Source organism: Achromobacter sp. LC458, from assembly GCF_001005835.2.
GTDB classification, from domain to species: domain Bacteria; phylum Pseudomonadota; class Gammaproteobacteria; order Burkholderiales; family Burkholderiaceae_B; genus Achromobacter; species Achromobacter spanius_B.
In genome coordinates this window covers 149503-173511 of the sequence record NZ_LBHW02000006.1, presented here as the reverse complement: position 1 = coordinate 173511, position 24009 = coordinate 149503, and the positions used below count along the sequence as shown (strand labels likewise).

Sequence of the window (24009 nt, the reverse complement as noted above, 5' to 3'; positions counted from 1 at the left end):
GAGACCCTGGATGACTGCATTTACTATCGCTCCGATCGGCACCTGCCGGATCCATACGCCGCTGCGCGATGCCGTGGGACGCTACCCGATCAAGCTGCAACTCGGGCGCAACTACGGTTTCGTGCACACCAGCGCCGAGGCGCTGCAACAAGCGCGCTTCATGTTCGGCCAGGCCGACATTCCGGCCGACGTACAGCGCCTGATCTTCCGTCCTTCGAATGGCGAGCAGGCTCGCCGTGGTACGCACAAGCCGGCCGACCTCTACATGGTTGAGCTGTCCTCGCGCAAGCTGCTGACCATCGACGGCCATCCCATTCAATCGAACTACCTGGGGCGCTACTTCAGCGAGTTCTTCGCTGACCGCACGCGCACCCGCATGTTCTGGCAACTGGCCAGCACCGATCGGCTTGCCGAGCGCCGTGCGCAGCTGGACCAGGACGCCGTGTTCAAGAGCCTGTCGCGCGATGACCAGGAACTGCTGTCGCGCATCGTCAAGCGCGATCAGACCGACGAAGAGATCGAAGCCGAAATGCGTGACCTGGTCGCGCTGCTGGGCCACGACAAGGTGGTGTTCGTCACCCACGTCAACGCACTGACGCCGGACAACGTGCCGATTGAACAACGCGCGCAACTGATCGCCACGGTGGCCGCCAGCGCGCAGCGCATCGGCGTGCCGTGCTACGACCCCACGCCGCTGATGAGCAAGATCGGCCAGGCCGACGCGATGGAAGACGGCGGGCTGGACCTGACGCACTACACGCAGGTCTTCGCCGAACGCCTGTGCCACGAATGGTTCAAGAACTACATGCGTCCGCGCATGAGCGCGTCCACCACGCAGGTGGCCGTGCCCAAGCTGGGCGCCGACGACAGCGCGGAACGCATCGAAAAGATCTGGGATGCCGGCGACCTGCGCGAAGCATCGCGCCGCGTGCGCGACGTGCTGCGCCGCCACCCTGGCCTGCCCGAACACACGCTGCTGTTTGCGCGCATCCAGGAAGAACTGGGCGACTACGAAGGCTCGCTCGCCCTGCTGGGCAGCGCCGACGGCGCCCTGGCCACCGGCAGCAAGGCCGAGCAGATCCTGATGCGTAACCACTTCAAGCTGGGCCGCCACGACCTGGCGTACTCGCTTGCCGCCGGCCTTCTTGGCGACGAAATCGAAACGCCCGAAATCGTGCGCATCGCGGCGGTTTCCGCCGGCCAGCTGGGCTATGTGGATGAGTCGCTGGGCAACTGGAAGCAGCTGTTCCGCATCTCCTCGCCCACCGACGCCACCGCGCTGGAAGCGGCCGACACGGTGCTGTCGCTGTTGCAGACCGGCGGCGACATGGAAGCCGTGATCCGCTGGGTCAATGAAGTGCGCGAAGCCATCCCGACGCATGGCCGCGGCTTTGCCGTGCTGTGGCGCGACCGCCTGTTGGCCGGTGACCGCGCCGGTCTGCGCGCCCTGGCAGCCGAATCGCCCGCGTTGGAAGACATGGACGCGCTGGAGCTGGTCAAAGAAGCTTCGTGGCGCGGTTGCATCATGGCCGCCGCCGCGCTGGCCGCGTCTTGCGGCCTGGCCAATAGCGAGCACGAAGACATCGGCGCCTGGCTGCAATCGCAGTCCACCGCATGGGCCGAAGAAGGTACTCGCGCACTGGAAGACGGCCGTCTGCGTGACGCCGCCGAACGCATCTGCGCGCACCGCCTGCTGAACCCCGACGCCCTGACCGCCGTGCGCGCACAGCGTGCGTTCGAACGGGCGATGCGTCTTGGCGTGCGCGCCGCGCTGCTGGCCGGCAACCATAAGGAAGTGATCGACCTGACCGACGTCGCGTTGGACACGAAGCTTGATTTCCCCGAGCTGGACACGATGCGTGGCCGCGCCGCCGATGCGCTGGGCGACAAGCAAACCGCCATGCGCCATCTGGAGCAAGCCGCCGCCGACAAGGCCGCGCCCCTGAGCACGCAGCTGTACTTTGCCCGCGTGGCCTTCAACGGTGGCTGGTTCGGTGAAGCCATCGACGCCTACCAGGCGGTGCTGGCTAACGCCTCGGCCGACCAAAGCGCCAAGGACGAAGCCGAACGCCAACTGGGCAGGCTCGGCCCGCGCGCCATTCGAGGCGCCCGCGAACTGCTGGCCGCCGGCGATCATCGCGCCGCGTGGAACCTGCTGGAACGCGTCGCCCAGTCGTGGCCGCAGATGACGGAAGTCGAGCACGAAAAGCGCCGCATCATCGCCGTGCTGTACGCCGAGGCACGCGCGCTGGATCCGGCCAGCACCACCGAGCGCCTGGCGCTGGGCGAACGCATCGTGGAACTGGTGCCCAACGACGCCATCGGCCTGCGCCTGGCCGCCGTCGGCGCCATGCGCCTGCATCGCTTCGAACAGGCCCTGCCGTACTGGCGCCGCCTTCGCGAACTGTCCGATAACCCCACGCAGTTCGATCACTACATCGATCGCTGCCTGGTGTGGATCGAAAAAGCCAACCGAAGGAAGGCAGCATGAATACCCCACTGACTACCGAACGGGCGGACGTTTCGTCCGATCTCCAATGGGTGCATGCCCAGTTGGAGGAGATCGTCACGGCGTCGGTGCGGGTCCAGGTCGCACAAGAAAACCTGGCGCGCGCCGAAGCGTTGGCGCGCGATCATCTGGAAGATTCCAAGGTCCGTTTCCTGTTGCTTCGGCTGAAGGAATCGGCGGGCTTGAACGAAGGGATGGCCGAGCAGTGGGCAACCTTGCTTCAAGAATGCCCCGACGACTTGCAGATCGTGCGTTATTGCGCGACGCGACTGGTCAAGGAACGGCATCTGGACGAGGCCTTGTCCCTGGTCGACCGGCATCTGCCGGCCTCGTCCGAGAACCCGTCGCGGCTGTTCTCGCGCGCCAAGCTGCTTAGCGACATCCGCGCGCACGAGCAGTCGGACCAGCTGTTCCGGCGGCTGATCCTGGAACACACGGATCGCAATATCCGCGTCGAATTCGCCAAGCGGCTGCGCAAGCGCGGCTTGCTGGCGGACGCGTATGAAGCGATCCGCCCGGTCGCCGCGCACTTGGCGCCCGGCAGCAAGGCGGCCGAACTGGCCACCGCGCTGGCGGCCGACTACGCCTTCTTCAAGGGCTTGGAGCCCGAAGGCGGCCTGGCGGGCAAGGACGTGCGGATCGTGTCGATGAAGCACGCCATCCTGCACTTTCGCAACCGCAAGATCGCCGAGCAACCGCCGGAAAAGGCCGTGTCCGTCGCCCTGGTGACGGGCAGCCTGGGGCCTGGCGGCGCCGAGCGCCAGTTGACCCGCCTGGCTGGCGAGTTGACGCGCATGGCGGCTCAACCGGATCGGCAACTGCCTGACGTCGTGATGCGGCCCGAGAAGGTCGAGGTCATGGTCAAGCAGCACACCGAACCGGCGGGCTCGACCAAGAAGAAGCAGGGCTTGGACTTCTTCCTGCCGGTGTTGGTGCAGGCGCAGATTCCGGTGACCGAGATCAACAAGCTGCCGGCCATTTCGGTGGCGCACCAATCGGTGCCCGATGGCCGCCTGGGCCGCATGCTGGAACAACTGCCGCCGCCCGTGCACTACGGTGTGACGCGCCTGGCGCCGGTGCTGCGCGCCAATCCGTTCGATGTTGTCAGCCTGTGGCAGGACGGCACGTGCCTGTTCGGCGCGTTGGCCGCGTTGCTGGCCGGTGTGCCGACCATCCACCTGGTGTTTCGCGGGCTGCCGCCCAACATTCGCAAGGACCGATTCCGCGAAGAATATCCCGAGCTGTTCCAGGCGCTGGCGCAAGTGCCGGGCGTGTACTTCGTCAGCAACAGCCGCACCGCCGCCGAGGCGTATGCGCAGTGGCTGGGCATTCCGGTCGTGCGCTTTCACGTGCTGTACAACGGCGTGCCTGACCTGGCCACCAACGCGTCGCCTGTTGACGAGCAGAAGTGGGAGGCCTTCAAACAAGCCACCGCCGATGCCACCGAGACGGTCGGCGGCGTGTTCCGGCTGGAGCCGGACAAGCGGCCGCAGCTATGGATCAAGATGGCCGCGATGTACCTGAAGCGACGACCCCAGGCACGCTTTGTCATCGTGGGCGAGGGACGCCTGCACGACAACATCGTCGCGCTGGCGGAAGAGCTGCGTGTGGTTGACCGGCTGCTGCTGGTGGGCTTATCCAATCACGTGGGCTACTGGTATTCGCAGATGGACGCCAGCGTGCTGCTGTCGCGCTATGAAGGCTTGCCCAACGTGTTGATCGAAGCGCAGCTGTTGGGCGTTCCGGTCATTTCGACACCCGCCGGTGGTGCTGGCGAATGCTTCGTCGAAAACGAAACGGGTCACCTGCTTAGCGACGTCGAGCATCCCGACATGACAGAAGCCTGCGACAAGGTGGAGTCGATGGTCGACCTGGTGCGCAGTAACGAGTCATTGAAGGCGCAGAGCCGCAAACGGGCACAAGACCTGTTTTCGCTCGACGCGATGCTGTCCAAGTTCCTGAGCCTGTGCGTGCCCGTCATGGCCGTCTCGGAGAACGACGAACGCATCGACTTCCCGCAGATGCAACGCATGCTTGCGTGATCGGCGGCAAGTCTTTTCAAGGTCCAATAGATTTAAGGGTTTTATGCACATGAACGTCCCGGCTTTCGGCCTGCGGCGCAACGCGGCCTTCGCCATGGTGGTGCTGGCCGCACTTTCACTTTCGGGCTGCCAGCTGCCGCGTTCCGGTCCGATGTTGAGCGAAATGACGGGGGCACACGACGACAAGGACGTTATCGTGATGCCCGCCTCGCGCGAACTGGTGCAAGCCAGCAGGGTGCCTGACGTGGCGGACTTTCCGGTCCGCTATCGCGACCTGACCCAAGCCGGCTTCGACCGCCTGGTGCCTGGCGACGGCATCAACGTGCGCGTGTGGGAACGCGGTGGGCTGGGCGTATTCGCGGCGGACCCGTCCGGCGTCAGCGACCTGGGCAACCAGGAGATCGACCGGTCAGGCAACGTCTATTTCCCCATCCTGGGCAAGTTCCGCGCAGAAGGGCTGACGCTGGCGCAGCTGCATGATTCCGTCGTTGCCCGCCTGGCCAAGCTGGTGGTGGGCGCGGACGTCAGCGTCACACGCGTGACCGATGCGCGCGGCCAGATGGTGACGGTGCAGGGAAACCTGACCAAGCCCGGCATGTACCCGATCACGCAGACCGCGCAGCGCCTGAGCAGCGCGCTGGCGCAGGCCGCGCCGGTGCAGACCAACCCCGAGCAACTGGTCATCAGCCTGCGCCGCGACAACCAGGTGGCCTCGGTGCGTCTGTCGGACATCTACCGCAATCAGAACAACGACATTCTGCTGCGGCCGGGTGACGTCATTACCGCCTACGACTCGCGCGAGTACCTGACCGTGCTGGGCGCGGCGGGCAACCAGGGCCGCGTGGCGATCAGCAAGCGCAATTACTCGGTACTTGACGCGCTGGCCGATTCGCGTGGCCTGGACGACAAGCTGGCCGACCCGCGTTCCGTGTTCCTGTTCACGCCCGCCAAGGCCGGCGTAGCCGGCAAGCCGGACATGCTGCCGGTGGTGTATCAGTTTGACCTGACGCGGCCCGAGCAAGTGGCGTTGGCGCGTGAATTCACCGTGCATGAAGGGCAGGCCATCTACATTTCGGACGCGCCGTTCACGCAGGTGCAGAAGGTGCTGTCGGCCTTCCGCGTCACCATGAGCGCGGGCTTCAGCGCCACGCGTGCGATCGATAGCGATTCGGGCTCCAGCTCTTCCGGCGTGACCCAATAGCGTGTCGATGAGTAACGAGGATCGGATCAAGGGGTGGCGTAACCGCCGCAAGGACAGTAACTACGCGGTGGGTTCGGGCGTCGATGCGTGGCGCCTGGACCCGGCCGCGCTGTTTGAAGCCAAGGCCACGCCCAGCGTGCTGCTCAAGCCATTGCTTGCGCGGCTGCTGGGCGAGCCGCACGATTCCGTTGCCGCCCGCCGGGCGGTGTACGAAGCGGTGCAGGCCGAGCTGGACGCGGAGATCGCGCGCGGCAAGGTCGACGAGACGCTGGCCGATTTTTCACGGCGGCGGCTGCGCCTGATCGTGCGCCTGCTGGAAACGGATATCCGCGCGGGCGTGGATGTCTTCGCGTCGGGCTACATGCCCGCCAAGCTGATCGCGGAAGACGAACGGCTGGCGGCGGCGCACGCGCGGCGCGTCGAACGGCGCAAGCAGGACGAGGCGCGCGATGCGCGCCGCCATGCGTCGCGCAACGACATCGCGCTGGAAATCGAATTGCCGCAGGGCGAGGCCGCGGATCTTGCCATCCTGCGGCAGCGCTTGCAGGTGCTGCACGAAGGGCACCATCCGGGCAGTGCCGGCCGTGGGCAGCCCGTGGGGCGCACGCTGATGGCGCTGTTCGTGTATCAGCTGCGCGTGATCCACGGCGAAAGCCGCATCGCGCTGCTGTGGGCGCTGGTCGGCCCTGTCGTACTGCTGACGTTGATCTCGTCGCTGTACATCCTGATGGGCACGCACTTCATTCTTGGCATGGACGTGCAAACGTTTTCGCTGTTGGGAGCCACCACATGGATCATGTTCCGGCAGATCGTTTTCCGAAGCAGTACCGCCTATATCTCGGCGCGCGGGCTGCTGAACTTCCAGGGCGTCACCCCGCTGATGTGCGCGCTGGTGCAGGCGATGATCTACGTATCGGTGTACCTGGTGGTGTTCGCCGTGCTGATCAGCGCGGGCCACGCGCTGGGACTCATCACGCTGCCGGAAAGTTGGGCGGGCTTCATTCTTTTCGTGGTGCTGATGGGCTGCTGCGGCTCGGCGATGGGCGTGCTGTTCGGGTCAATCGCGACCTTCTGGCATTTCTTCCTGCGCCTGGCGCCCGTCATCGAACGGGGCTTGCAGATATTCTCCAGCGTGTTCTTCGTGTCGGAGCAGTTGCCCGAGCATCTGCGCCCATGGATTCTGTGGTCGCCGTTCGCGCACGGCATGCAGCTGCTGCGTTCGGCTTACTTCGCGGCCTACGATTCCCACGATGCCAGCCTGGGCTATTTCTTGACGGCATTGGTGTTCATGATGGTGGTCGCCCTGGCGGCCGAGCGTCTTGCACGCCCCAATGTCCAGCCGATGTAAGGGGGCCAGATGATTCATCTGAATGGCGTCACTGACGAACCCTATGCCTTTGGCAGCCGGCAACCGCTGCTGGCCAACGCCACGCTCGACATACCCGTCGGGCGCTACGCCCTGCTGTCGCATACGCCCGAGATGCACCGCCAGATTGTCGACGTGTTGTGCAATCTGCGGCCGCCGCGCCAGGGCTTCGTCAAGCACGACGGCAATGTGTCGTGGGCGATTGGGCGGCAAGGTTTTATCCGGGGCAAGGCCAACGGGCTTTCCATCATCGACTTCGTCTGCGAGATGTACGAAATCGATATCGAAGCCACGCACGAACTGGTCGCGGACCTGATCAGCGACCCCAAGGTGCTGGCCAAACCCATGGAACATTGGCCGCTTTACGCACGGCAGGAATTCTCGTTCGCCCTGGCGCTGGCGCCGGCTTTCGACGTTTACGTGATCGAAGGGGCCATCCCTTTCGAACCCTGCCGGTTCACCCGGCTCTGGCTGGCCCTGTTCGAAGAGCGGTTGATCGGCCGGACCCTCATTCTCTCTAGCTATCGCCAGAACCAGATGGCGGACTACTGCCTCAAAGGCTTGATTTATGAACGAAGCGCTCTCAGCATCGAAGACGACCTCGACCAATGCCTCAGCAAATACCCCCCGCGACGATCTCGAAGCGACTCCGGCACCGGCGATGACGTCTTCGGAGGCGGCTTCGAAGACAGCCAGCTCGGGATCTGAGGGCGGCTCCGAAATCGAACGCCGCCGTCGCGAACGGCAGGCTGCGCTGCGCGAACGCAGGCGCCACCGCTGGATCAACGCGTTCATCGTCATCGCGCCGGTGGCGCTGGCGCTGGTCTATGTGCTGTGCGTCGCCACCCCACGCTACGAAGCGGAATCGCGCTTTTTCGTGCAGTCGGGTTCCGGCCAGCAAGGCGGCGGAGGGGGCGCGGCAAGCCTGCTGACCACGGGCAACATGGGCGGCATGCTGGGCGGCTTTGTCGACGGCTGGGCGGTCAGCGATTTCCTGAAATCGCGTGATGCCATGCAACAGCTGGACAAGAAGGTCGGCCTGCGCCAGTACCTGATCCACACGGGTATCGACCCCTTCAACCACCTGGCCGAAGATTCCAGCGAAGACGACCTGTACCGCGCCTATCAGTCGGCGGTACATGTCTCGTTCAACGCCCTGGAGCAGATCGACGTGCTGCGCGTCAGCGCGTTCTCGCCGGAAGACGCCGCGATGCTGTCCAAGGCGCTGATCGGCCTGGCCGAAGAATTCGTCAGCTCGATGAACGAGAAAGGCGTGGCCGACAAGCTGAAGGTCAGCGAAGAGTCGGTCAGGCTGGCCGAGCAAAAGGCGCTGGCCGCGCGCGAAGCCTTGACGGCGTGGCGAACCACGCACGGCAACATCGACCCGACGGCCACGGTGGCCATGCTGTTGAACCTGTCCAGCCAGCTGGAAACCGAACTGAGCAGCGCGCAGATCAATCTGGACAAGATCCGCGCGTTGGAAAACAAGGACCACTTCATGCTCAAGCCCGCCCAGATGCAGGTGGTGGCGTTGCAAAAGCGCATTGCGTCGGTGCGTCGTCGCCTCAGCGGCGACGGCAATGCCGAAGCCAAGCAGCTCAAGTCGTACGAGGCGCTGCGTAACACCCAGGCGTTCGCGGATTCCAACCTGACGCTGGCGCAGCAGTCGTACCAACAGGCGATGACGGACGCGCTGCGCCTGCAACGCTATCTGTCCATCATCGCGCAGCCGGTGCCCACGGACCGCCCCAGCAGCCCGCGTACCGCCATCCTGTTGCTGCAAGCGCTGGCGCTGGGCTTTGTGCTGATGTTTGTGTCGCGCGTGGCAATGGCATTGTTGCGGGGGCTGCGCCATGGTTGATACCGCTATTGAAGAACGCCGCGCCCAGGCCGACGCCACCACGCAGCTGCGCGAAGTCATCCGCGACATTCTGGCGGCCGACGAACCCGCCGGCCAGTTGGCAAGACTGGGCCCGGCGCTGGCGAAGACGAACGAGGGCTGGCGCGATGTGCGCCGCCTGCTGGTCGCGCCCTGGATGCGCGAAGCGAAGCTCGCGCCCGCCATTGCCGCCCTGGAAACGCTGATTGCGGCGTACCCGGCCCGCGCCGATGACCGCCGCCTGCTGGCCAGCCTGCTGGGCCGCACCAAGCAGTGGGACCGCGCTATTGCCCAGGTGGATGCCGCGGCCGGCATCGAGCCCGCCAACGCATCGCACCACGCCGCACGCATTCAATTGCGGGTGCAGGCGGGCCGCGTGTCGGAAGCCGCCGAGGTCGCACGCGCCACCGTGTCCATGGCGCGCGACGAGCCCGCCGAGGCGTATGCCTGGATGATGGCCTTTGCGCGTAATGGCGACACGGCCCTGGCCGCCGACATCGCGGCAAGCCTGGACCCCGCGCAGCTGCCGAATGAACGCGTGGCCACGATGGCCGTGCGCGCATTGCTGGAAGACGAGCGCGCCCAGGCGGCGATTGAACTGGGCGACCGGGCGCTGAACGCTGGCCACGACAGCCCCGCCTTGCGCGCGTCGTTGGGCATGGCGCATCTGCGGCGTGCGACTGAGGATGACCGCAAGGTGCACGCGCTGACCCATTTTGAAGCGGGCCTGGCCGCCGCGCCCACGGACGTGCGGCTGTTGACGCTGTACGGCGAAACCCTGCTGCGTGCCGGCCGCTACAAGGAGGCCGCGGCGCCGTTGGCGCAGGCCATTGAACTGGCGCCCGAGCTGGAGCAGACGCGTGCTTTGTATGCACGTGCGCTGCGCTACACCTTGGAGTACGACAAGGCCGCCGAGCAGATGTTGAAGCTGGTCGAGAAGTCTCCCGACAAGCTGATCTGGCAGCGCTCGGCCATCGGCGCGCTGTCGCAGGCGGGCCGCAAGCAAGAGGCCGAGGCGCTGTACACGAAGTACGTCGCCACGCGCAGCGCACACCTGCCCAAGACCTTCCAGGACGCCATGGCGCAGATGGAGCAGCGGCTGCACATGGCGCCGATTCCACAGGCGCGGCTGGATTGGGCGTGGTCGCTGCGCGGCGACGCCAATGCGGACCGCGCGGATTGGGAACGCCGCGCGCGCTGGGGCCACATGATCGACCATCTGCTGTTCGACTGGCTGGAATGCCGCGAAGACGATGTCGAAGAGGCCATGCAGTTGCTGGGCGAACTGGATACCGGCGAGCGCTTTTTCGCGCCGCTGCTGGCGGCCGGCAAGGGCGTGGTGGTGGCGACCGCGCACGTCGGCCCCATGTATGCCGGGCTGATGGCGCTGGAGCTTCTGGGCATTCCGTCGCGCTGGCTCGCCACCGCGCCCACGGTGGCCCAAAGCAGCTATGCCACGGCCTTGATTTCCACCGCCGATCAAACCGAGGCGCAGGTGGCCAAGGCCTGCATGCGCGCCATCAACTCGGGCTTCGTGCTGTGCCTGGCCATCGACGGCGCGGCGAATCCCGCCGCGCCCCGCACCACCTTCGAAGGTCAGGAAGTAACGTATTCCACCTTTGCGTCGCACCTGGCGCATCGCATGGGCGTGCCGTCGGTGTTCTACGCGCCGCGTTGGGAAAACGGCCAGGTGACGTACACGCTGGCCATGCTGCCGGCGGCCAATCCCGGCGAAGACGCCGATGCCTACGCGCTGCGATGGCAGAAGGCGTATTTCGAACGGTTGCGCGAACACGTGGCCGGCCCCCCTGAAAATCTGCGCTTGAGCGGCGGCATCTGGCGTCATGTGCAGTCCGCGGATCGCTCCGCGCAGCAATAGGAACAAGCCTTGATGAAGTCTGCAATGAAAACGATGCGTTGGCTGCTTGCCGTGGCCCTGCTGCAAGGCGGGGTGGCGGCCGCGAATGAAGCCTGCCCCAGCCCGGACGAACACTGCCCGCTCGTTTCATCGCTGCTGTCTCAACGCGAAGGCTACGGCGCCAAGGCCACGGGCGGCCTGGGCGGCAAGTTCATCGAGGTGACGTCCGACCAGGATTCGGGGCCGGGCACCTTGCGCGCCGCGCTGGCGCAAGCCAAGAAGGGCCCGACCTGGATCCGCTTCGCATCCGATATGACGATCGTGCTGGACAAGCAGCTGCGCGTGCCCTCGAACGTGACGATCGACGGGCGCGGCAAGCGCGTTGCCTTGATCGACGACGGGCTGGGCGTGTACGGCGTGCAGAACGTCATCCTGACGCACCTGACCATCGACGGCCGCCTGAACCGGCTGACGCAGGCCGTGAACGTGGCCAATGGCAGCCGCGATGTGTGGGTGGACCATATGGATCTGTCGCGCATGTCGGACCGGCTGCTGAACGTGAAGAACGGGTCCACCGACGTGACGATTTCATGGACCAAGTTCCATAACTCGAACAAGGTCATGCTGCTGAACAACATCACGTCCAAGAATCTGTTCCAGAACTACGAACGTGATTCGATCGCCCGCGTGACGCTGCATCACAACTATTTCTTCAACACCGTGCAGCGCAATCCGCGCGGACAGTTCGGCACGTTCCACCTGTTCAACAACCTGCTTGAAGACTGGGATTTCTACGGCATGAGTTTCAGCCTGGAGGCCAAGGCGCTGGTCGAAGGCAACATCTTCAACAACACGGCGCAGCGCAAGTGCGTCGAGCCCGAATTCTTTCCCACGGTGGAAGGCGTCAACGTCAATTACTGCCACTACATTCCCATTGCCGCCAAACGCAGCGCGCTGGACAACGGCGAGTCGGATCGCGGCGCATACGAAAAATTGAAGTCGCAGCACGGCTACACGCGCGACTACAAAGCCTTCCTGCGCCTGAAAGACAACCTGTACCTGGGCGATGCCAAGCCGGTGTTGCAGGACTACCGACCCGATGCCGCCCCGACGCCGCCGTATTGTTACGGCTACGAGCACCCGACGCCGGAATTGGCCGACAAGATCCGCAAGTTTGCCGGCAACACCGGTGGCGATACGCCCCTGCCTGCATCAAGAACCGGGTCTGGCTGCGGCGGATAGGCGTCAAGGCTGCGCGACAAAAACTGTCCACTCTGAGATACACCCGGCTTGTTGTCCCCCTGAAATTGCGACGCAACGTGTTGCAATAAGCGTAACAACGTTTACAAATTCGTCCCGCCAAGGACGAGGGGACAGTGACCATGAGTCAAACACCACGATACCTGCGCCGCCCGCAGGGTTCGAACTGGGGCGATTTCGGCCACGACGACCAGTTGGGCACGCTGAACCACCTGGACAGCCAGGCGCGTCTGGCCGCCGTCGCGGAAATCAAGACCGGGATTTCGTTTTCGCTCAGCTTGCCGTTGACAGTGCCGCGCGCGCCCGTGCTGAACCCGCGCCGCAAGGGGCCGTCGATCCAGCCCGCCGAGAAAAACGGCGTGCCGGTGTACCGATATCCCCTGGGCCTGGACGTGCCCGGCGCCACCGACGTCGTCAGCGACGACCGCGTTACGCTGTCGCCGCAGTACTCCACGCAATGGGACGCACTGGGCCATGTGGGCTCGATGTATGACGCCCACGGTACGGGCCAGCCGCGGCCCACCGGGTACAACGGCTTTACCGTCAGCGAGCCTTCCCCCGACAACTTCACCGGCACGCAAGACCTGTCCATCGCGCCGATGGCGCGCCATGGCATCCAGGGGCGCGGCGTGATGGTTGACCTGCGCGCCCGCTTTGGCGATGAACACCGCAAGGTGTCGTACCGCGACCTCATGGACGTGATCGAGGCCGACGCGGTGCAAGTGCGGCCCGGCGACGTGCTGTGCCTGCACACTGGCCTGGCCGACCTGGCGTTGACGCTGGGCGAGCACGAACAGGAACGGCTCAAGACCAGCTGCTGCGTGCTGGACGGCGCGGACGCGCAACTGCTGGCCTGGATCAAGGACAGCCGCATTGCCGCCATCGCGGCGGACAACCACGCCGTGGAACTGCGCAACCATCAGCTGGACGCAGGCCCCGGGCCGCTGCTGCCCTTGCACGAACAATGCCTCTTCAAGCTGGGCCTGCCACTGGGCGAGCTCTGGCATCTGACCCCGCTGGCGCACTGGTTGCGCCAGCATGGCCGACACGCTTTCTTCCTGACCGCCGCACCCATGTACGTGCCCGGTCTGGTCGGCGCGCCGGTCAACCCCATCGCGACCGTCTGACCCCGTCAGGCGGATCGCGCAACGATTCATCATCAATCGAATATCCCCGTCGGGGAGTTGTGAGGAGCACACATGAAGAAGACCCGTTTCGCGGCCTTGGCCGCATTGCGTCCGCTGGTTGCGGCCATCGGCCTGGTCGGCGCAGTCGGCGCGGCCAACGCCGCCGGCTATCCCGAGCAGCCCATCACGATGGTGGTGCCGTATTCCGCCGGCGGCGGCGCCGACAACGCCGCGCGCATCATCGCCCAGGGCATGAGCGAAGTGGCCGGCCAAAGCGTCGTGATCGAAAACAAGGGCGGCGCCAGCGGCTCGATCGGCGCGGCCTTCGTGGCACGCGCCAAGCCGGACGGCTACACGGTGCTGTTCGACGCGTCCGCGTTCTCGATCAACCCGGTGCTGCGCAAGCTGCCCTACGACGCGAAGAAGGACTTCGTGCCGGTCTCGCAAGCGGTCAGCGTGCCCAACATCCTGGTGGCGGCGCCGGGCTCGGCGTTCAACAACCTGCCCGACTTCATCAAGGCCGCGCGTGCCAACCCCGGCAAGTACACCTTTGCCTCGTACGGCCCCGGCAGCCTGGCGCAGATGGCTGCTGAACTGCTCAAGAAGGATGCGGACGTGAACGTGGTGCACGTGCCCTACAAGGGCGGCGCGCCGGCCATCGTGGACGTCATGGGCGGACAGGTAGACGTGTACTTCGCCAACGCGGCATCCAGCCTGAACTACGTCAGCGGCGGCAAGCTCAAGGCGCTGGCCGTGTCCTCGGCCAAGCGCATGCCGGAATTGCCCAATGTGGCCACGGTCGGCGAAGCCGGCATCAAGAATTTTGACGTGGTCGAATGGAACGGCCTGTTCCTGCCCGCCGGCTCCAGCCCGGAAGTGGTCGCCAAGCTGCAAGACCTGGTGCAAAAGGCGCTGGCGCGTCCCGAAACGCGCGACAAGCTGGCCAAGCTGGGCCTGACCCCCGTGGGCAGCAGCGCGGCCGACTTCGCCAAGTTCGTCGACGCCGAGCAAGTGCGTTGGGCCGAGGTCGTGAAAGCCAATAACATCACGGTGAACTGATCCACCGACGGGAACGGGCGCGGCGTTGGCCCGTTCCCTTGTCAACCCGTTGCAGGGAGAAGCACACGATGAGCCGAGAAGAAGACTTCGAGCGCGGTCTGGCGAACCGCCGCGCTGTGTTGGGTGACGAATGGGTGCAGCGTTCGCTGGACCGCGCCACCACGTTCACCGCCGACTACCAGAACATGATCACGCGTTACGCGTGGCACGATATCTGGAGCCGTCCGGGCTTGCCGCACAAGGCGCGCCGCATGATGGTGCTGGCCGTGACGCTGTCGCTGGGCCGCTGGGAAGAATTCGAGCTGCACGTGCGCGCCGCGCTGACCGCGCCGGATGAGTCGCGCCTGACGCCCGATGAGTTGAAAGAAGTGCTGTTGCAAAATGCCGTCTACGCCGGCGTGCCAGCGGCCAATACGGCGTTCAATCTGGCGCAGAATATTTTGCGTGAGGTGGCTGCGCGGATTGGCTATGACCTGGCGTCGGCGGACCCCCGGCAAGCGGATCTGTTTGGCGCGGGCTCGCAGCCGTAGCGTGCGACGCGGCCTGATCGGCGTCGGGGCTGCTTTGCGTTGACGCTGGCGTCGCGGGGGTCGTCGGCGCATCCGACTCGAAGCGTCCGCCCAGCGCCAGATGCAGGTTCACGCGCTGCACCAGCCTTTCGGCGCGCACGTGCATCAGGTCGCTTTGCACGCGCAGCGCGTCGCGCTTGCGCTGCAATACGTCGAAGTCGTCAAACTGGCCAATCTGGCGTTGCACCTGCGCCAACGCCAGCGCGCGGCGGCTTTCGGAATACTGGCGTTGCAGCGATTGCTCTCGCATCGCCAGCTGCTGCTCGCCGGTCAAGCCGTTTTCCACTTCGGCCATGGCGCCCAGGATGGCGCGCGCGTACAACGCCAGCGCTTCCCGCTGTTGTTCCGTGCGCAATTCGAGCGTGATCTGGCGACGGCCGGCGTCAAATAGCGGCCAGGCCAACGAGGCGCCCACGGGGAAGACCCAGCTTTGCATGCTGGTGGCCAAGCCGGAATAGTCTTTGGTAAAGCGCCCCGCGCCGGCAAATATCGCAATGGTGGGCAGGCGCGCTGCCTTGGCTTCCTCGGCGCCGAAAAAGGCCGCCACGAGGCGTTCGCGCGCGGCCACCAGGTCAGGCCTGCGGTCCAGCAGCGCCAGCGGCAAGCCGGGCGCCAGCGGCGCGGGCGAATCGGGAATGGCTTCGTCCGCCTGCGCGACGCCGGCGGGGTAGCGTCCCAACATCAATTCCAACGCGCGCAGCGCTTGCACCCGCGCCAGTTCGCGCTGGGCCACCACGTCCGCCGCCGCGGCCACCTGCTCGGACCACTGCGCCACTTCAAATTCACCGACCCGGCCGATACTGCGACGGTATTGGATCAGCTTGAGCTGGTCGCTTGTTGCACTTTCCAGTTCGCGAGCCAGCGCAAGCTGCCCGCTTGCCTCCAGCGCCGCGAGCCAGCTTTTTGCGGTCAATGCCCCGATGGACTGGCGCGCGTAGGCGTAGTCGGCTTCCGATGACCGGTAGCCCGCCTCGCCGGACAGTTTCTCGGCCCTTGCCCTGCCCCACAGGTCCAGCTCCCAGTTCATCAGGACGGCGTAGCCGTTGGCGGAAAACGCACTGCCCGGCGTCGGGTCCGTGGCCGCGCGTGCGCCAATGCCTACCGTGGGCAGCAACGATGCGCCCGCCAGCCGCGCCTGGTGCGCGGCCTGCTGCATCCGGCTGGCCGCCACGCGCAGGTCCACATTGTTGGCAAGCGCTTCCTCGATCAGCGCTTGCAAGGTGCCTGTCCGCGGAAACCCCGCCCACGCGGGCTCGAACGCGGCAGCCTGCGCGCTGGTCGTCCACGCCGCCGGCACATCGGTACCGGCCATGGCGTCCTTGACCATGGCATCGTCCGCCGGCCGGTTCAGGTTGGCGCAGCCGGCCATCAACATGACCATGCATGCCAGGGGTAGCGCGCGGGAAAGAAGGGTCAGGGGCGCGGACATAGGCAAGGCCGGTCAGTGCAGCTTGAGAACCAGGTAGTCCAGTTTGGACGACACGCGGAAGATGACTTTGCGCACCATATGCAGCGCGCGCAGGCTGTCTGTGTAGATGGCGGCGTTGCCTCGCGCGCCCATCGCAAACATGATGTCCTCGGGCGCTTGCAGGTCTATGCGCACCGCGTATTGCATCGGCGCGGCGGCGCTGGCGCCTTCCGCCGTGGTGCCCGGCAAGGCGCCGGACGCCTGGAACTGGCCTTGTGATGTGGCCCACACAATGGAATCGACGCTGCCTTTGAACACGCGGCCGGGGATGGTGCGCAAGGACACCTCGACCTCGTCGCCCGGCTTGACCTTGGTCAGTTGGTTTTGATCGAAGAACGCGATGACCTGCTGCGAGGTTTCAACGAACGACATGATGGGCCGCAAGGGGATCGCGGCGGCATACGAGCCCACGCGCGCTTGCAGGTTGATGGCGTATCCGTCCGCCGGGGCATACAGCGTGGTTTGCGCCAGCTCCCACTTGGCCGTGTCCAGTTCGGCTTTCACCTGCGCCACGGCGGCCTGGTCGCCTTCGTACATGGCGCCGATGTTCAGGCGGATTTTCTGTTCCGCTTCGCGCGCGGCTTCCCAGTTGGCTTGGCGTACCTTTAGCTCGCTTTGAAAGCTCTGCACGTCGTATTGACTACCGGCGCCGCGCGCGGCCAGCGCGGTGCTTTGGCGCAGCCGCATGCGCGCCAGATCGACCTGCGCCAACGCCGCCGCCGTCATCGCCTTGGCCGAGGACAAATCCCGGTCCAGCGATTGCTGCGTGGCCTGCGCATCGATCAGCTTGGCTTCCAGTTGCCGCAATTTCAAACGATAGGGCTCGTCGTCCAGGCGCAGCAGCACGTCGCCCTTCTTGATCAGTCGATTGCCTTCGACGGCAATTTCAACCACGCGACCGGTCACGCGGGGAACGACTTCGACCACGTAGTTGGTCACGCGCAATTCAGCGGACGAAGGCGTGACGACGTTGATGATGAAAATAAGTGCGGTCAGGCCCGCCGCGCCCACAGCCACCACGCCGACCTGCGATTGAATATTCCAGGGCAGCAGCTTCAGCTTGATGAAGATCAGCCACACCAGCACGCCGTAGAAGAGAGCAATGAGTTCAAGCATGCAAACCTCCTGGACAAGTGCGGCATCCACATGTCGCGCAAACACGCCCACGCGACACGTACCCCTTTGGCGCGCCGGTCATCAACCGTCGGGTCGGGATGGAGGGGGCGGTAGATCGGTGGCGGGCGTGGTGACCGGCGCCTCATGGTGCGTGTCGCGGCCATACGCCATCTGATAACCGATGGGCTTGGTGTGCGCCCACAGCCAGGCAAAGGGCCACAGCATGCCGCCGAACGCCAGGGATAAAAGGCACAGCGATTTGATGGCTTCGGCTTGCGGGTGGTGGCGCTTTTCGGCGATGACTTCCGGCAGGACGTGCAGCTTCCAGAATATCCAGACGGCCAGGATGGGCACCAGAACCAGCACCACCCAGACCAGCACGTCGGCGATGGCGTCTTCCCAATGGCCCGCCGCGGCGTGCCCGGTGCCCGGCGCCATTGCGGCGGCAACGGCAAAGGCCACGGCAAATCCATGTCGTGAACGGGCTAAAGACATTTCGCGCCCCTTTTCCCTATGGGATGCCAATAACTCAACCGTTGCCAAGGTGGCTTATTGCGAAACAGCAAATTGATTTTCGCCAGTGACCCAAGCATGTGTCTATGCTAATTTCGGCAATATGTTGTCAGATCCACGTCGTCGGTACCTTGCCAGGGGAAAGAGATGGATCTTCATCATTTCAAGTCGTTCGATTCCTACGCTGGCGCCATCTTCGACGCCCAGGCACGCGTATTTCTCTTGGGAAGCGGGGGCGGGGGGTGGCGTATCAGCCGTTTCGACCTTGACGGCATCGACCTCCAGCAGGGTAGCGCCGCCGTTTCAAACGTGTGCGAAGCGGTGTGCCGGTCTACTCACCTGACGTTGCTGTTGTCGCAGCCTTCTCCCTGCCAGGCCTGGCTGAATGGGGCGCCCTTGAATGCGGCGGCGCTGGGCATCCTGGCGCCGGGCAAGGGTTACGTCTTTCGCGCGGCAGGGCCCAACGAATGGATCAGTATCGCGTTGCCGGTTGATGCCGAGCTGTTCACAGGCGATGGCCTGCTGGCGCAGACGCTCAGGCGTTGGCGTAGTACAGGCGGCATGGAAAAAACAGACCCCCTGCAATGGGGCACCCTGCGCGAAGCGGCCCTGATGGCGATGACCCCGGCTTGTCCGCCCGCGATCGGCCGCCGCTTGATCGAACGCCGGCTGTTTGACCTGATGGCCTGTCGTTTGCCGAACGACCGATGCAAGGGCCGCCCTTCGTCATCGCTGGCATGGTTGTGCGACGCCACGCTGACGGTCTTTCGCGAGCGTAATGAGAACGCCCACGTCGAAGACATACGCCGAGGCCTGAAAATCAGCGAGCGCGGTTTGCGCGACTTCTTCCAAACGTGTTTCGGCATGGGCCCAGGGCATTATCTTTGCCTGCGCAAGCTTCACGACGTGTATTGGGACCTGGCATCGGGCGAGGACAAACGGATGACGGTGGCCGACTGCTTCTTGCAGCATGGCTATCCCTATTCCACGCATTCCGCGGCGCAATACCGCGCGCTGTTCCTTGAAACGCCTTCCGCAACGCGCAATCGTTTTCATCCGCAATAACGGTGCAACCGCCGTGCGCACGGGGCGCGATTCTGGTGATTCGAACCTGACGATTTTTCGCCGGAATCATCATGGACCTTCAATTGCGACTCGGCTCACAATGCCCGATGGGCCGATCAAGGAGCGAGATGATGAAAACCGAAAAAGCAATCGCAAAGGACGAACCCGTCAGCGCCGCACTTGAAAACGGCGCGCCCGGTGTCGCGGGGTTGTCGGCAAAGAAGTACGAGCGCGAACTGGCCAAGCTTCATGTTGAACTGGTCAAGCTTCAGCAATGGGTGGTGCACAGCGGGGCAAAGGTCTGCATCCTGTTCGAAGGGCGCGACGGCGCGGGCAAGGGCGGCACCATCAAGGCCATTACCGAGCGGGTCAGCCCACGGGTCTTTCGCGTGGTGGCGCTGCCGTCGCCCACCGACCGCGAAAAAACGCAGATGTACGTGCAACGCTATCTGCCGCATTTGCCGGCGGCCGGCGAAATCGTGATTTTCGACCGCAGTTGGTACAACCGCGCCGGCGTGGAACGCGTCATGGGGTTCTGCACCAAAAGCCAGGCCAAGGCGTTCTTGAAAGCGGTGCCGCTGGTCGAGCGTGCCATCATCGATTCCGGCGTGATCCTGATCAAGTACTGGCTGGAAGTTAGCGAAGCCGAGCAGACGCGGCGGCTACAGGCGCGTATTCACGACGAGCGGAAAATCTGGAAGCTGTCCAAGCTGGATCTGGATTCGTACAGCCATTGGTATGACTATTCGCGCGCCCGCGACGATATGTTCGCGCAAACGGACACGGACTACGCGCCTTGGTTCGTGGCGGATTCCAATAACAAAAGACGGGTGCGGCTCAATATCATCAGCCACCTGCTCAAGAGCATTCCGTACAAGGCGCTGCCCCGGGCAAAGATAACGCTGCCCAAGCGGCAAAAGCCGCAGGGCTACCGCGAGCCCGAGCGCGCGGTCCGCAGCGTTCCGACTGTGTTCTAGGAATTCGGCGGCCGCCAAACCCGAGCGTCCGGGGCGAGTGGTATCTTGTGTCTGTTTTTTATGTAGATGCATAGGCAGACGCCACCCGCCCCATGTCCGACCACGTACCTTCCGCGCCGACCACCCCGTCCGACGAGCCCCAAGCCATCCACCGGCCTTTCGTCCAGAACGTGGGCACGCGGCGCATGCTGCATTTCACGCAGAAAGAAATCCAAAGCAGCATGTCGCTGCTAAATCCCGACGCGCTGGAAATTGAATACACGCGCATGATGATGGGCTTCGTGCTGTTCAACCCCGAGCCCGCGCGCATCCTGATGGTGGGCCTGGGCGGCGGCTCGCTGCCCAAGTTCTGCTATCGCTACCTGGCCGGTGCCGAGATTGAAGTGGTCGAGATCGACCCCGCCGTCATCGCCCTGCGCGAGGCCTTCATGGTGCCCCCCGACAACGCGCGCTTTCGCGTGGTGCAGGCCGACGCGGCCGACCACTTGCGCGGCCTGTCGGACCATGCCGACGTGATTTTCCTGGATGGTTATGGCGTGGGCGGCATTCCGGATGCGCTGTGTTCCGAAGCGTTCTACGCCGACTGCCACCGCGCGCTGCGCGAGAACGGCATCCTGGTCATCAACTACCACGTGAACCACCCGATGCATCACGAGTACCTGGCGCGCGTGCGGGCCTCGTTCGGCTCGTCGATGTTTGAAGTGGTGGATGACGACATGACCAACAGTGTCGTGTTCGCCTGCAAGGGCGACTTGCTGAACGATCCGGCCGCGGCCGAATTGAAGCGTCCCGCCGCCATCCCCCGCGACGCGTGGCGTCAGCTGATGCCGACGCTGCGCGTCATCGGGGCCACGCTGGAACTCAGATAGCCTTGCGGATCCGCACGGGGATGGACTTGTAGCTGGGCGTGCCGCTTTGCTTGTCCTGGTAGTCCAGCGGGCAAAGGTTGTTGGCTTCCGGGTAGTACGCGCCGACGGACCCTGGCGCAATGTCGTAGGCAATGGCGGTCAGCCGAAGATGGCGGTGCGATTCGCCCGGCAGGCCGGTGTTGATGTCCACCTCGTCCCCATGTTCCAGGCCAAGGCGCGCCAGGTCGGCCGCGTTCATGAACAGCACGTCGCGCCGTCCGAACACGCCGCGATAGCGGTCGTCCAGCCCGTAGATGGTGGTGTTGTATTGATCGTGGCTGCGCAGCGTGGTCAGCGTCAGCGTGTCGGACGCTGCGGCCGGGTCTTCGCGCAGGCCCTTGAACGGCAGGAACCGCGCCTTGCCGGACGGCGTCTTCCAGATGCGTTCCGTGGGCGGCAACGGCAAGCGAAAGCCACCGGGCTTCAGGATGCGTTCGTTGTAGCCGCGGAAGTCCGGGTACACCTGTTCGATCAGGTCGCGGATGCGGCCGTAGTCTTCCACCAGGTGCAGCCATGGCACGCGGCTGTGCGGCAGCGTGGCAGCGGCCATGGCGGCGATGATGGCCGGTTCGGAACGCAGGTGTTCCGAGGCCGGCGCCAGCTTGCCGCGCGAGGCATGCACCATCGACATGGAATCCTCGACCGTGATCGACTGCGCGCCGCCGGCCTGCACGTCGCTTTCGGTGCGGCCCAGCACCGGCAGGATGATCGACTCGCGGCCGATCAGCAGGTGCGAGCGGTTCAGCTTCGTGTTCATGTGTACCGCCAGGTCCAGCCGGCGCATGCCGGCTTCGCACTGGTCGGTGTCGGACAGCGCCATCGCCAGGTTGCCGCCCAGGCAGATCAGCGCGCGCGCCGAGCCGTCGACCATGGCCTTCATCGCGTCCACGGCGTCGTGGCCGTGGCGCTCGGGCGGGCGGAAACCAAACGTCTTTTCAAAATTGCCGAACATCACCGGATCGATCTTTTCCGTGATGCCCACCGTGCGATTGCCCTGCACGTTGGAATGCCCGCGCAACGGGCAGATGCCCGCGCCCGGCTTGCCGAAGTTGCCGCGCATGAGCAGCAGCGCGGCAATCTGCTGCACGTTTTGGGTGCCGCGCGCGTGCTGCGTGATGCCCATGCCGTAGGTCACGATGGTGGCATTTGATCTGGCGTAGGCGGTGGCCACGGCCTCCAGGTCCGCGCGGGACAGGCCGCTGGCCGCTTCGATGTCGTGCCACGGGGTGTCGTCCAGGTCCTGCACATAGTCGTCGAAGCCTTCCGTGTGCTGGGCAATGAAGTCATGGTCCAGCACGCCGGGCGCGTCGCGGTCCGCCGCCACCAGCGCCTTCATGATGCCCTTGAGCGCGGCCGCGTCGCCGCCGACCTTCACCTGGTAATACGTGGAGGCGATGCGGGTAGACCCCAGCGTGCCCATCTCGACCGGGTTCTGCGGATCGGCAAAGCGTTCCAGCGCGCGCTCGCGCAAGGGGTTGAACACGATGATGGGCACGCCGCGCCGCGCGCACTCGTGCAAGGTGCCCATCATGCGCGGATGGTTGGTGCCCGGGTTGTGGCCCATCGAGATGATGAGGTCACACGTGTCGAAGTCGTCCAGCGATACCGTGCCCTTGCCGATGCCGATGGCTTGCGGCAGGCCGACGCTGGTGGCCTCGTGGCACATGTTCGAGCAATCGGGAAAGTTGTTGGTGCCCAGCTCGCGCGCGAACACGCTGAAGAGAAAGGCGGCTTCGTTCGAGGCGCGGCCCGACGTGTAGAACTCGACCATGTCGGGGTCGGGCAATGCCGACAACGTGGCGCCGATGCGGGCGAACGCGGCGTCCCAGCCGATGGCTTGATACGTGTCGCTGGCCGCGTCGTACGCCAGGGGGTGCGTCAGGCGGCCGGCGTCTTCCAGGTCGTGGTCGCTCCAGGTCAGCAGTTCGGTGACGGTATGCGCGGCAAAGAACTCGGGCGTGACGCGCTTCTTGGTGGCTTCCCACGTGACGGCCTTGGCGCCGTTTTCGCAGAACTGGAAGGTCGACGTGTGCGCCTTGTCGGGCCACGCGCAGCCGGGGCAGTCAAAGCCGTCGGGCTTGTTGGTGCGCAACAGCAGCACGGGCGCTTCGGCGATGCGCATCTGGTCGGCGACGGCTTGCGCCGTGGCCTTGAGCGCGCCCCAGCCGCCTGCGGGTGCGTCGTAGCGATGGATGCCGGTCAGGTTGCGTGGCTTCATGAATTCACTTTTTTCAAAACAACGGCCACGTTTTAAACGTTTTTTGCTGAATACCGCATGTCGTGCCAAAAGTCTCGTTATTTCAATTTGTGACAAAACTATTCATTTGCTTATAATGCCGGCTCGATTCAATAACGATTAGAGGCTTGCCCGCCGCGACTGCGGTGGCGCCGGCAGGAGAAGAAGATGTTGAACAAGGTCGTAAAGATGGGCGCGCTGGCCGTGTTGGCGGCGGCAATTTCCGGTTGCGCCACCGAGCGCTCGCAAGCGCTGGTGGTGCCGGCCACGCAGGCGGCGGCCAAGCCTTATCAAGGCGTGCGCAGCCCGATCTCGGTCGGTAAATTCGATAACCGCACCAACTATCTGCGTGGCGTGTTCTCGGACGGCGTCGACCGTCTGGGCGGCCAGGCCAAGACGATCGTGGTCAGCCATCTTCAGCGCAGCGGTCGCTTCCAGGTCATGGACCGCGACAACCTCTCCGAAATCAAGCAGGAAGCCGGCTTCAACAAAAAGGCCAACCAGATCAAGGGCGCGCGCTATGTCGTGACCGGCGACGTCACCGCCTTCGGCCGCAAGGTCACTGGCGACCAGCAGCTGTTCGGCATCCTGGGCCGTGGCAAGGAACAAGTGGCGTACGCCAAGGTGGACCTGAACGTGGTCGACGTGACGACGTCCGAAGTGGTGTATTCGGCATCGGGCGCGGGCGAGTACAGCCTGTCGAACCGCGAAGTCATCGGCTTTGGCGGCACCGCCAGCTACGACTCCACCTTGAACGGCAAGGTCCTGGACCTGGCCATCCGTGAGGCGGTGGACCGCCTGGTCGACGGCATCGAGCAAGGCGCCTGGCAGCCTTCCGCCAACTAAGGAGACTTGC

Annotated in this window: 19 protein-coding genes; 15 read left to right on the top strand and 4 right to left on the bottom strand. The window is 64.8% G+C overall.

Annotated elements, in window-relative coordinates:
• Positions 1 to 10: 10 nt before the first annotated feature.
• The 11 genes from YH64_RS07530 (at position 11) to YH64_RS07480 (ending at position 14831) form a co-directional block, all read left to right on the top strand.
• On the top strand, positions 11 to 2491 hold the full coding sequence (locus YH64_RS07530; RefSeq protein ID WP_046805313.1) for a hypothetical protein: 2481 nt from the start codon (positions 11 to 13) through the stop codon (positions 2489 to 2491).
• Positions 2488 to 4551, top strand: a complete 2064-nt coding sequence (locus YH64_RS07525) for a glycosyltransferase (protein WP_046805314.1) — start codon at positions 2488 to 2490, stop codon at positions 4549 to 4551. Before YH64_RS07530 ends, YH64_RS07525 begins: the two co-directional genes overlap by 4 nt.
• 43 nt (positions 4552 to 4594) lie before the next feature.
• Positions 4595 to 5752 (top strand): polysaccharide biosynthesis/export family protein, encoded by a 1158-nt coding sequence (locus tag YH64_RS07520; protein WP_046805315.1) that lies wholly within the window; start codon positions 4595 to 4597, stop codon positions 5750 to 5752.
• A 7-nt stretch (positions 5753 to 5759) separates the two neighbouring features.
• Entirely contained in the window at positions 5760 to 7100 is a 1341-nt protein-coding gene (locus YH64_RS07515; RefSeq protein WP_046805316.1) for an ABC transporter permease, read from the top strand.
• 9 nt (positions 7101 to 7109) lie between these two features.
• A complete protein-coding gene (locus YH64_RS07510; RefSeq protein WP_046805317.1) occupies positions 7110 to 7826 on the top strand; it encodes an ATPase in 717 nt (238 codons plus the stop codon).
• Positions 7780 to 8979 carry a sugar ABC transporter gene (locus tag YH64_RS07505; protein ID WP_240434022.1) on the top strand — a complete coding sequence of 400 codons (1200 nt, stop codon included), beginning with the start codon at positions 7780 to 7782 and terminating at the stop codon, positions 8977 to 8979. Before YH64_RS07510 ends, YH64_RS07505 begins: the two co-directional genes overlap by 47 nt.
• Positions 8972 to 10876, top strand: a complete 1905-nt coding sequence (locus YH64_RS07500; protein ID WP_046805318.1) for a Vi polysaccharide transport protein VexE — start codon at positions 8972 to 8974, stop codon at positions 10874 to 10876. Before YH64_RS07505 ends, YH64_RS07500 begins: the two co-directional genes overlap by 8 nt.
• Before the next feature lie 24 nt (positions 10877 to 10900).
• Positions 10901 to 12097, top strand: coding sequence for a polysaccharide lyase family 1 protein (locus YH64_RS07495; RefSeq protein ID WP_370512727.1), 1197 nt, complete (start codon positions 10901 to 10903; stop codon positions 12095 to 12097).
• A 140-nt stretch (positions 12098 to 12237) separates the two neighbouring features.
• Positions 12238 to 13242 (top strand): cyclase family protein, encoded by a 1005-nt coding sequence (locus YH64_RS07490; protein ID WP_046805320.1) that lies wholly within the window; start codon positions 12238 to 12240, stop codon positions 13240 to 13242.
• A 72-nt stretch (positions 13243 to 13314) separates the two neighbouring features.
• Positions 13315 to 14301: a tripartite tricarboxylate transporter substrate binding protein gene (locus tag YH64_RS07485; protein ID WP_046805321.1), complete on the top strand. Its 987-nt coding sequence runs from the start codon at positions 13315 to 13317 to the stop codon at positions 14299 to 14301.
• A gap of 68 nt (positions 14302 to 14369) precedes the next feature.
• Positions 14370 to 14831: a carboxymuconolactone decarboxylase family protein gene (locus tag YH64_RS07480; protein ID WP_046805322.1), complete on the top strand. Its 462-nt coding sequence runs from the start codon at positions 14370 to 14372 to the stop codon at positions 14829 to 14831.
• Here the strand turns inward: YH64_RS07480 and YH64_RS07475 are convergent.
• From YH64_RS07475 to YH64_RS07465, 3 genes are all read right to left on the bottom strand, one after another.
• Positions 14722 to 16299: a TolC family protein gene (locus YH64_RS07475; protein WP_082134507.1), complete on the bottom strand. Its 1578-nt coding sequence runs from the start codon at positions 16297 to 16299 to the stop codon at positions 14722 to 14724. The genes YH64_RS07480 and YH64_RS07475 overlap by 110 nt on opposite strands.
• A gap of 12 nt (positions 16300 to 16311) precedes the next feature.
• Entirely contained in the window at positions 16312 to 17454 is a 1143-nt protein-coding gene (locus YH64_RS07470) for an HlyD family secretion protein (protein ID WP_046805324.1), read from the bottom strand.
• 81 nt (positions 17455 to 17535) lie between these two features.
• Positions 17536 to 17949 (bottom strand): DUF3302 domain-containing protein, encoded by a 414-nt coding sequence (locus YH64_RS07465; RefSeq protein ID WP_223264922.1) that lies wholly within the window; start codon positions 17947 to 17949, stop codon positions 17536 to 17538.
• Positions 17950 to 18114: 165 nt separating this feature from the next.
• On the opposite strand from YH64_RS07465, the gene YH64_RS07460 reads away from it, so the two are divergent.
• From YH64_RS07460 to YH64_RS07450, 3 genes are all read left to right on the top strand, one after another.
• A complete protein-coding gene (locus tag YH64_RS07460) occupies positions 18115 to 19032 on the top strand; it encodes a helix-turn-helix domain-containing protein (RefSeq protein ID WP_046805325.1) in 918 nt (305 codons plus the stop codon).
• 128 nt (positions 19033 to 19160) lie between these two features.
• The gene (ppk2, locus tag YH64_RS07455) at positions 19161 to 20009 is read left to right on the top strand and encodes a polyphosphate kinase 2 (RefSeq protein WP_046805326.1); all 849 of its coding nucleotides are present in this window, start codon (positions 19161 to 19163) and stop codon (positions 20007 to 20009) included.
• A gap of 92 nt (positions 20010 to 20101) precedes the next feature.
• Complete coding sequence (locus YH64_RS07450; RefSeq protein ID WP_046805327.1) at positions 20102 to 20878, top strand: fused MFS/spermidine synthase; 777 nt, start codon at positions 20102 to 20104, stop codon at positions 20876 to 20878.
• On the opposite strand, the gene YH64_RS07445 is transcribed toward YH64_RS07450, so the two are convergent.
• Positions 20871 to 23135, bottom strand: a complete 2265-nt coding sequence (locus tag YH64_RS07445) for an FdhF/YdeP family oxidoreductase (protein ID WP_046805328.1) — start codon at positions 23133 to 23135, stop codon at positions 20871 to 20873. The two genes, YH64_RS07450 and YH64_RS07445, sit on opposite strands and share 8 nt — an antisense overlap.
• Before the next feature lie 186 nt (positions 23136 to 23321).
• Here YH64_RS07445 and YH64_RS07440 point away from each other — a divergent pair, with 186 nt between their 5' ends.
• A complete protein-coding gene (locus YH64_RS07440; protein WP_046805329.1) occupies positions 23322 to 23999 on the top strand; it encodes a CsgG/HfaB family protein in 678 nt (225 codons plus the stop codon).
• Positions 24000 to 24009 lie beyond the last annotated feature (10 nt).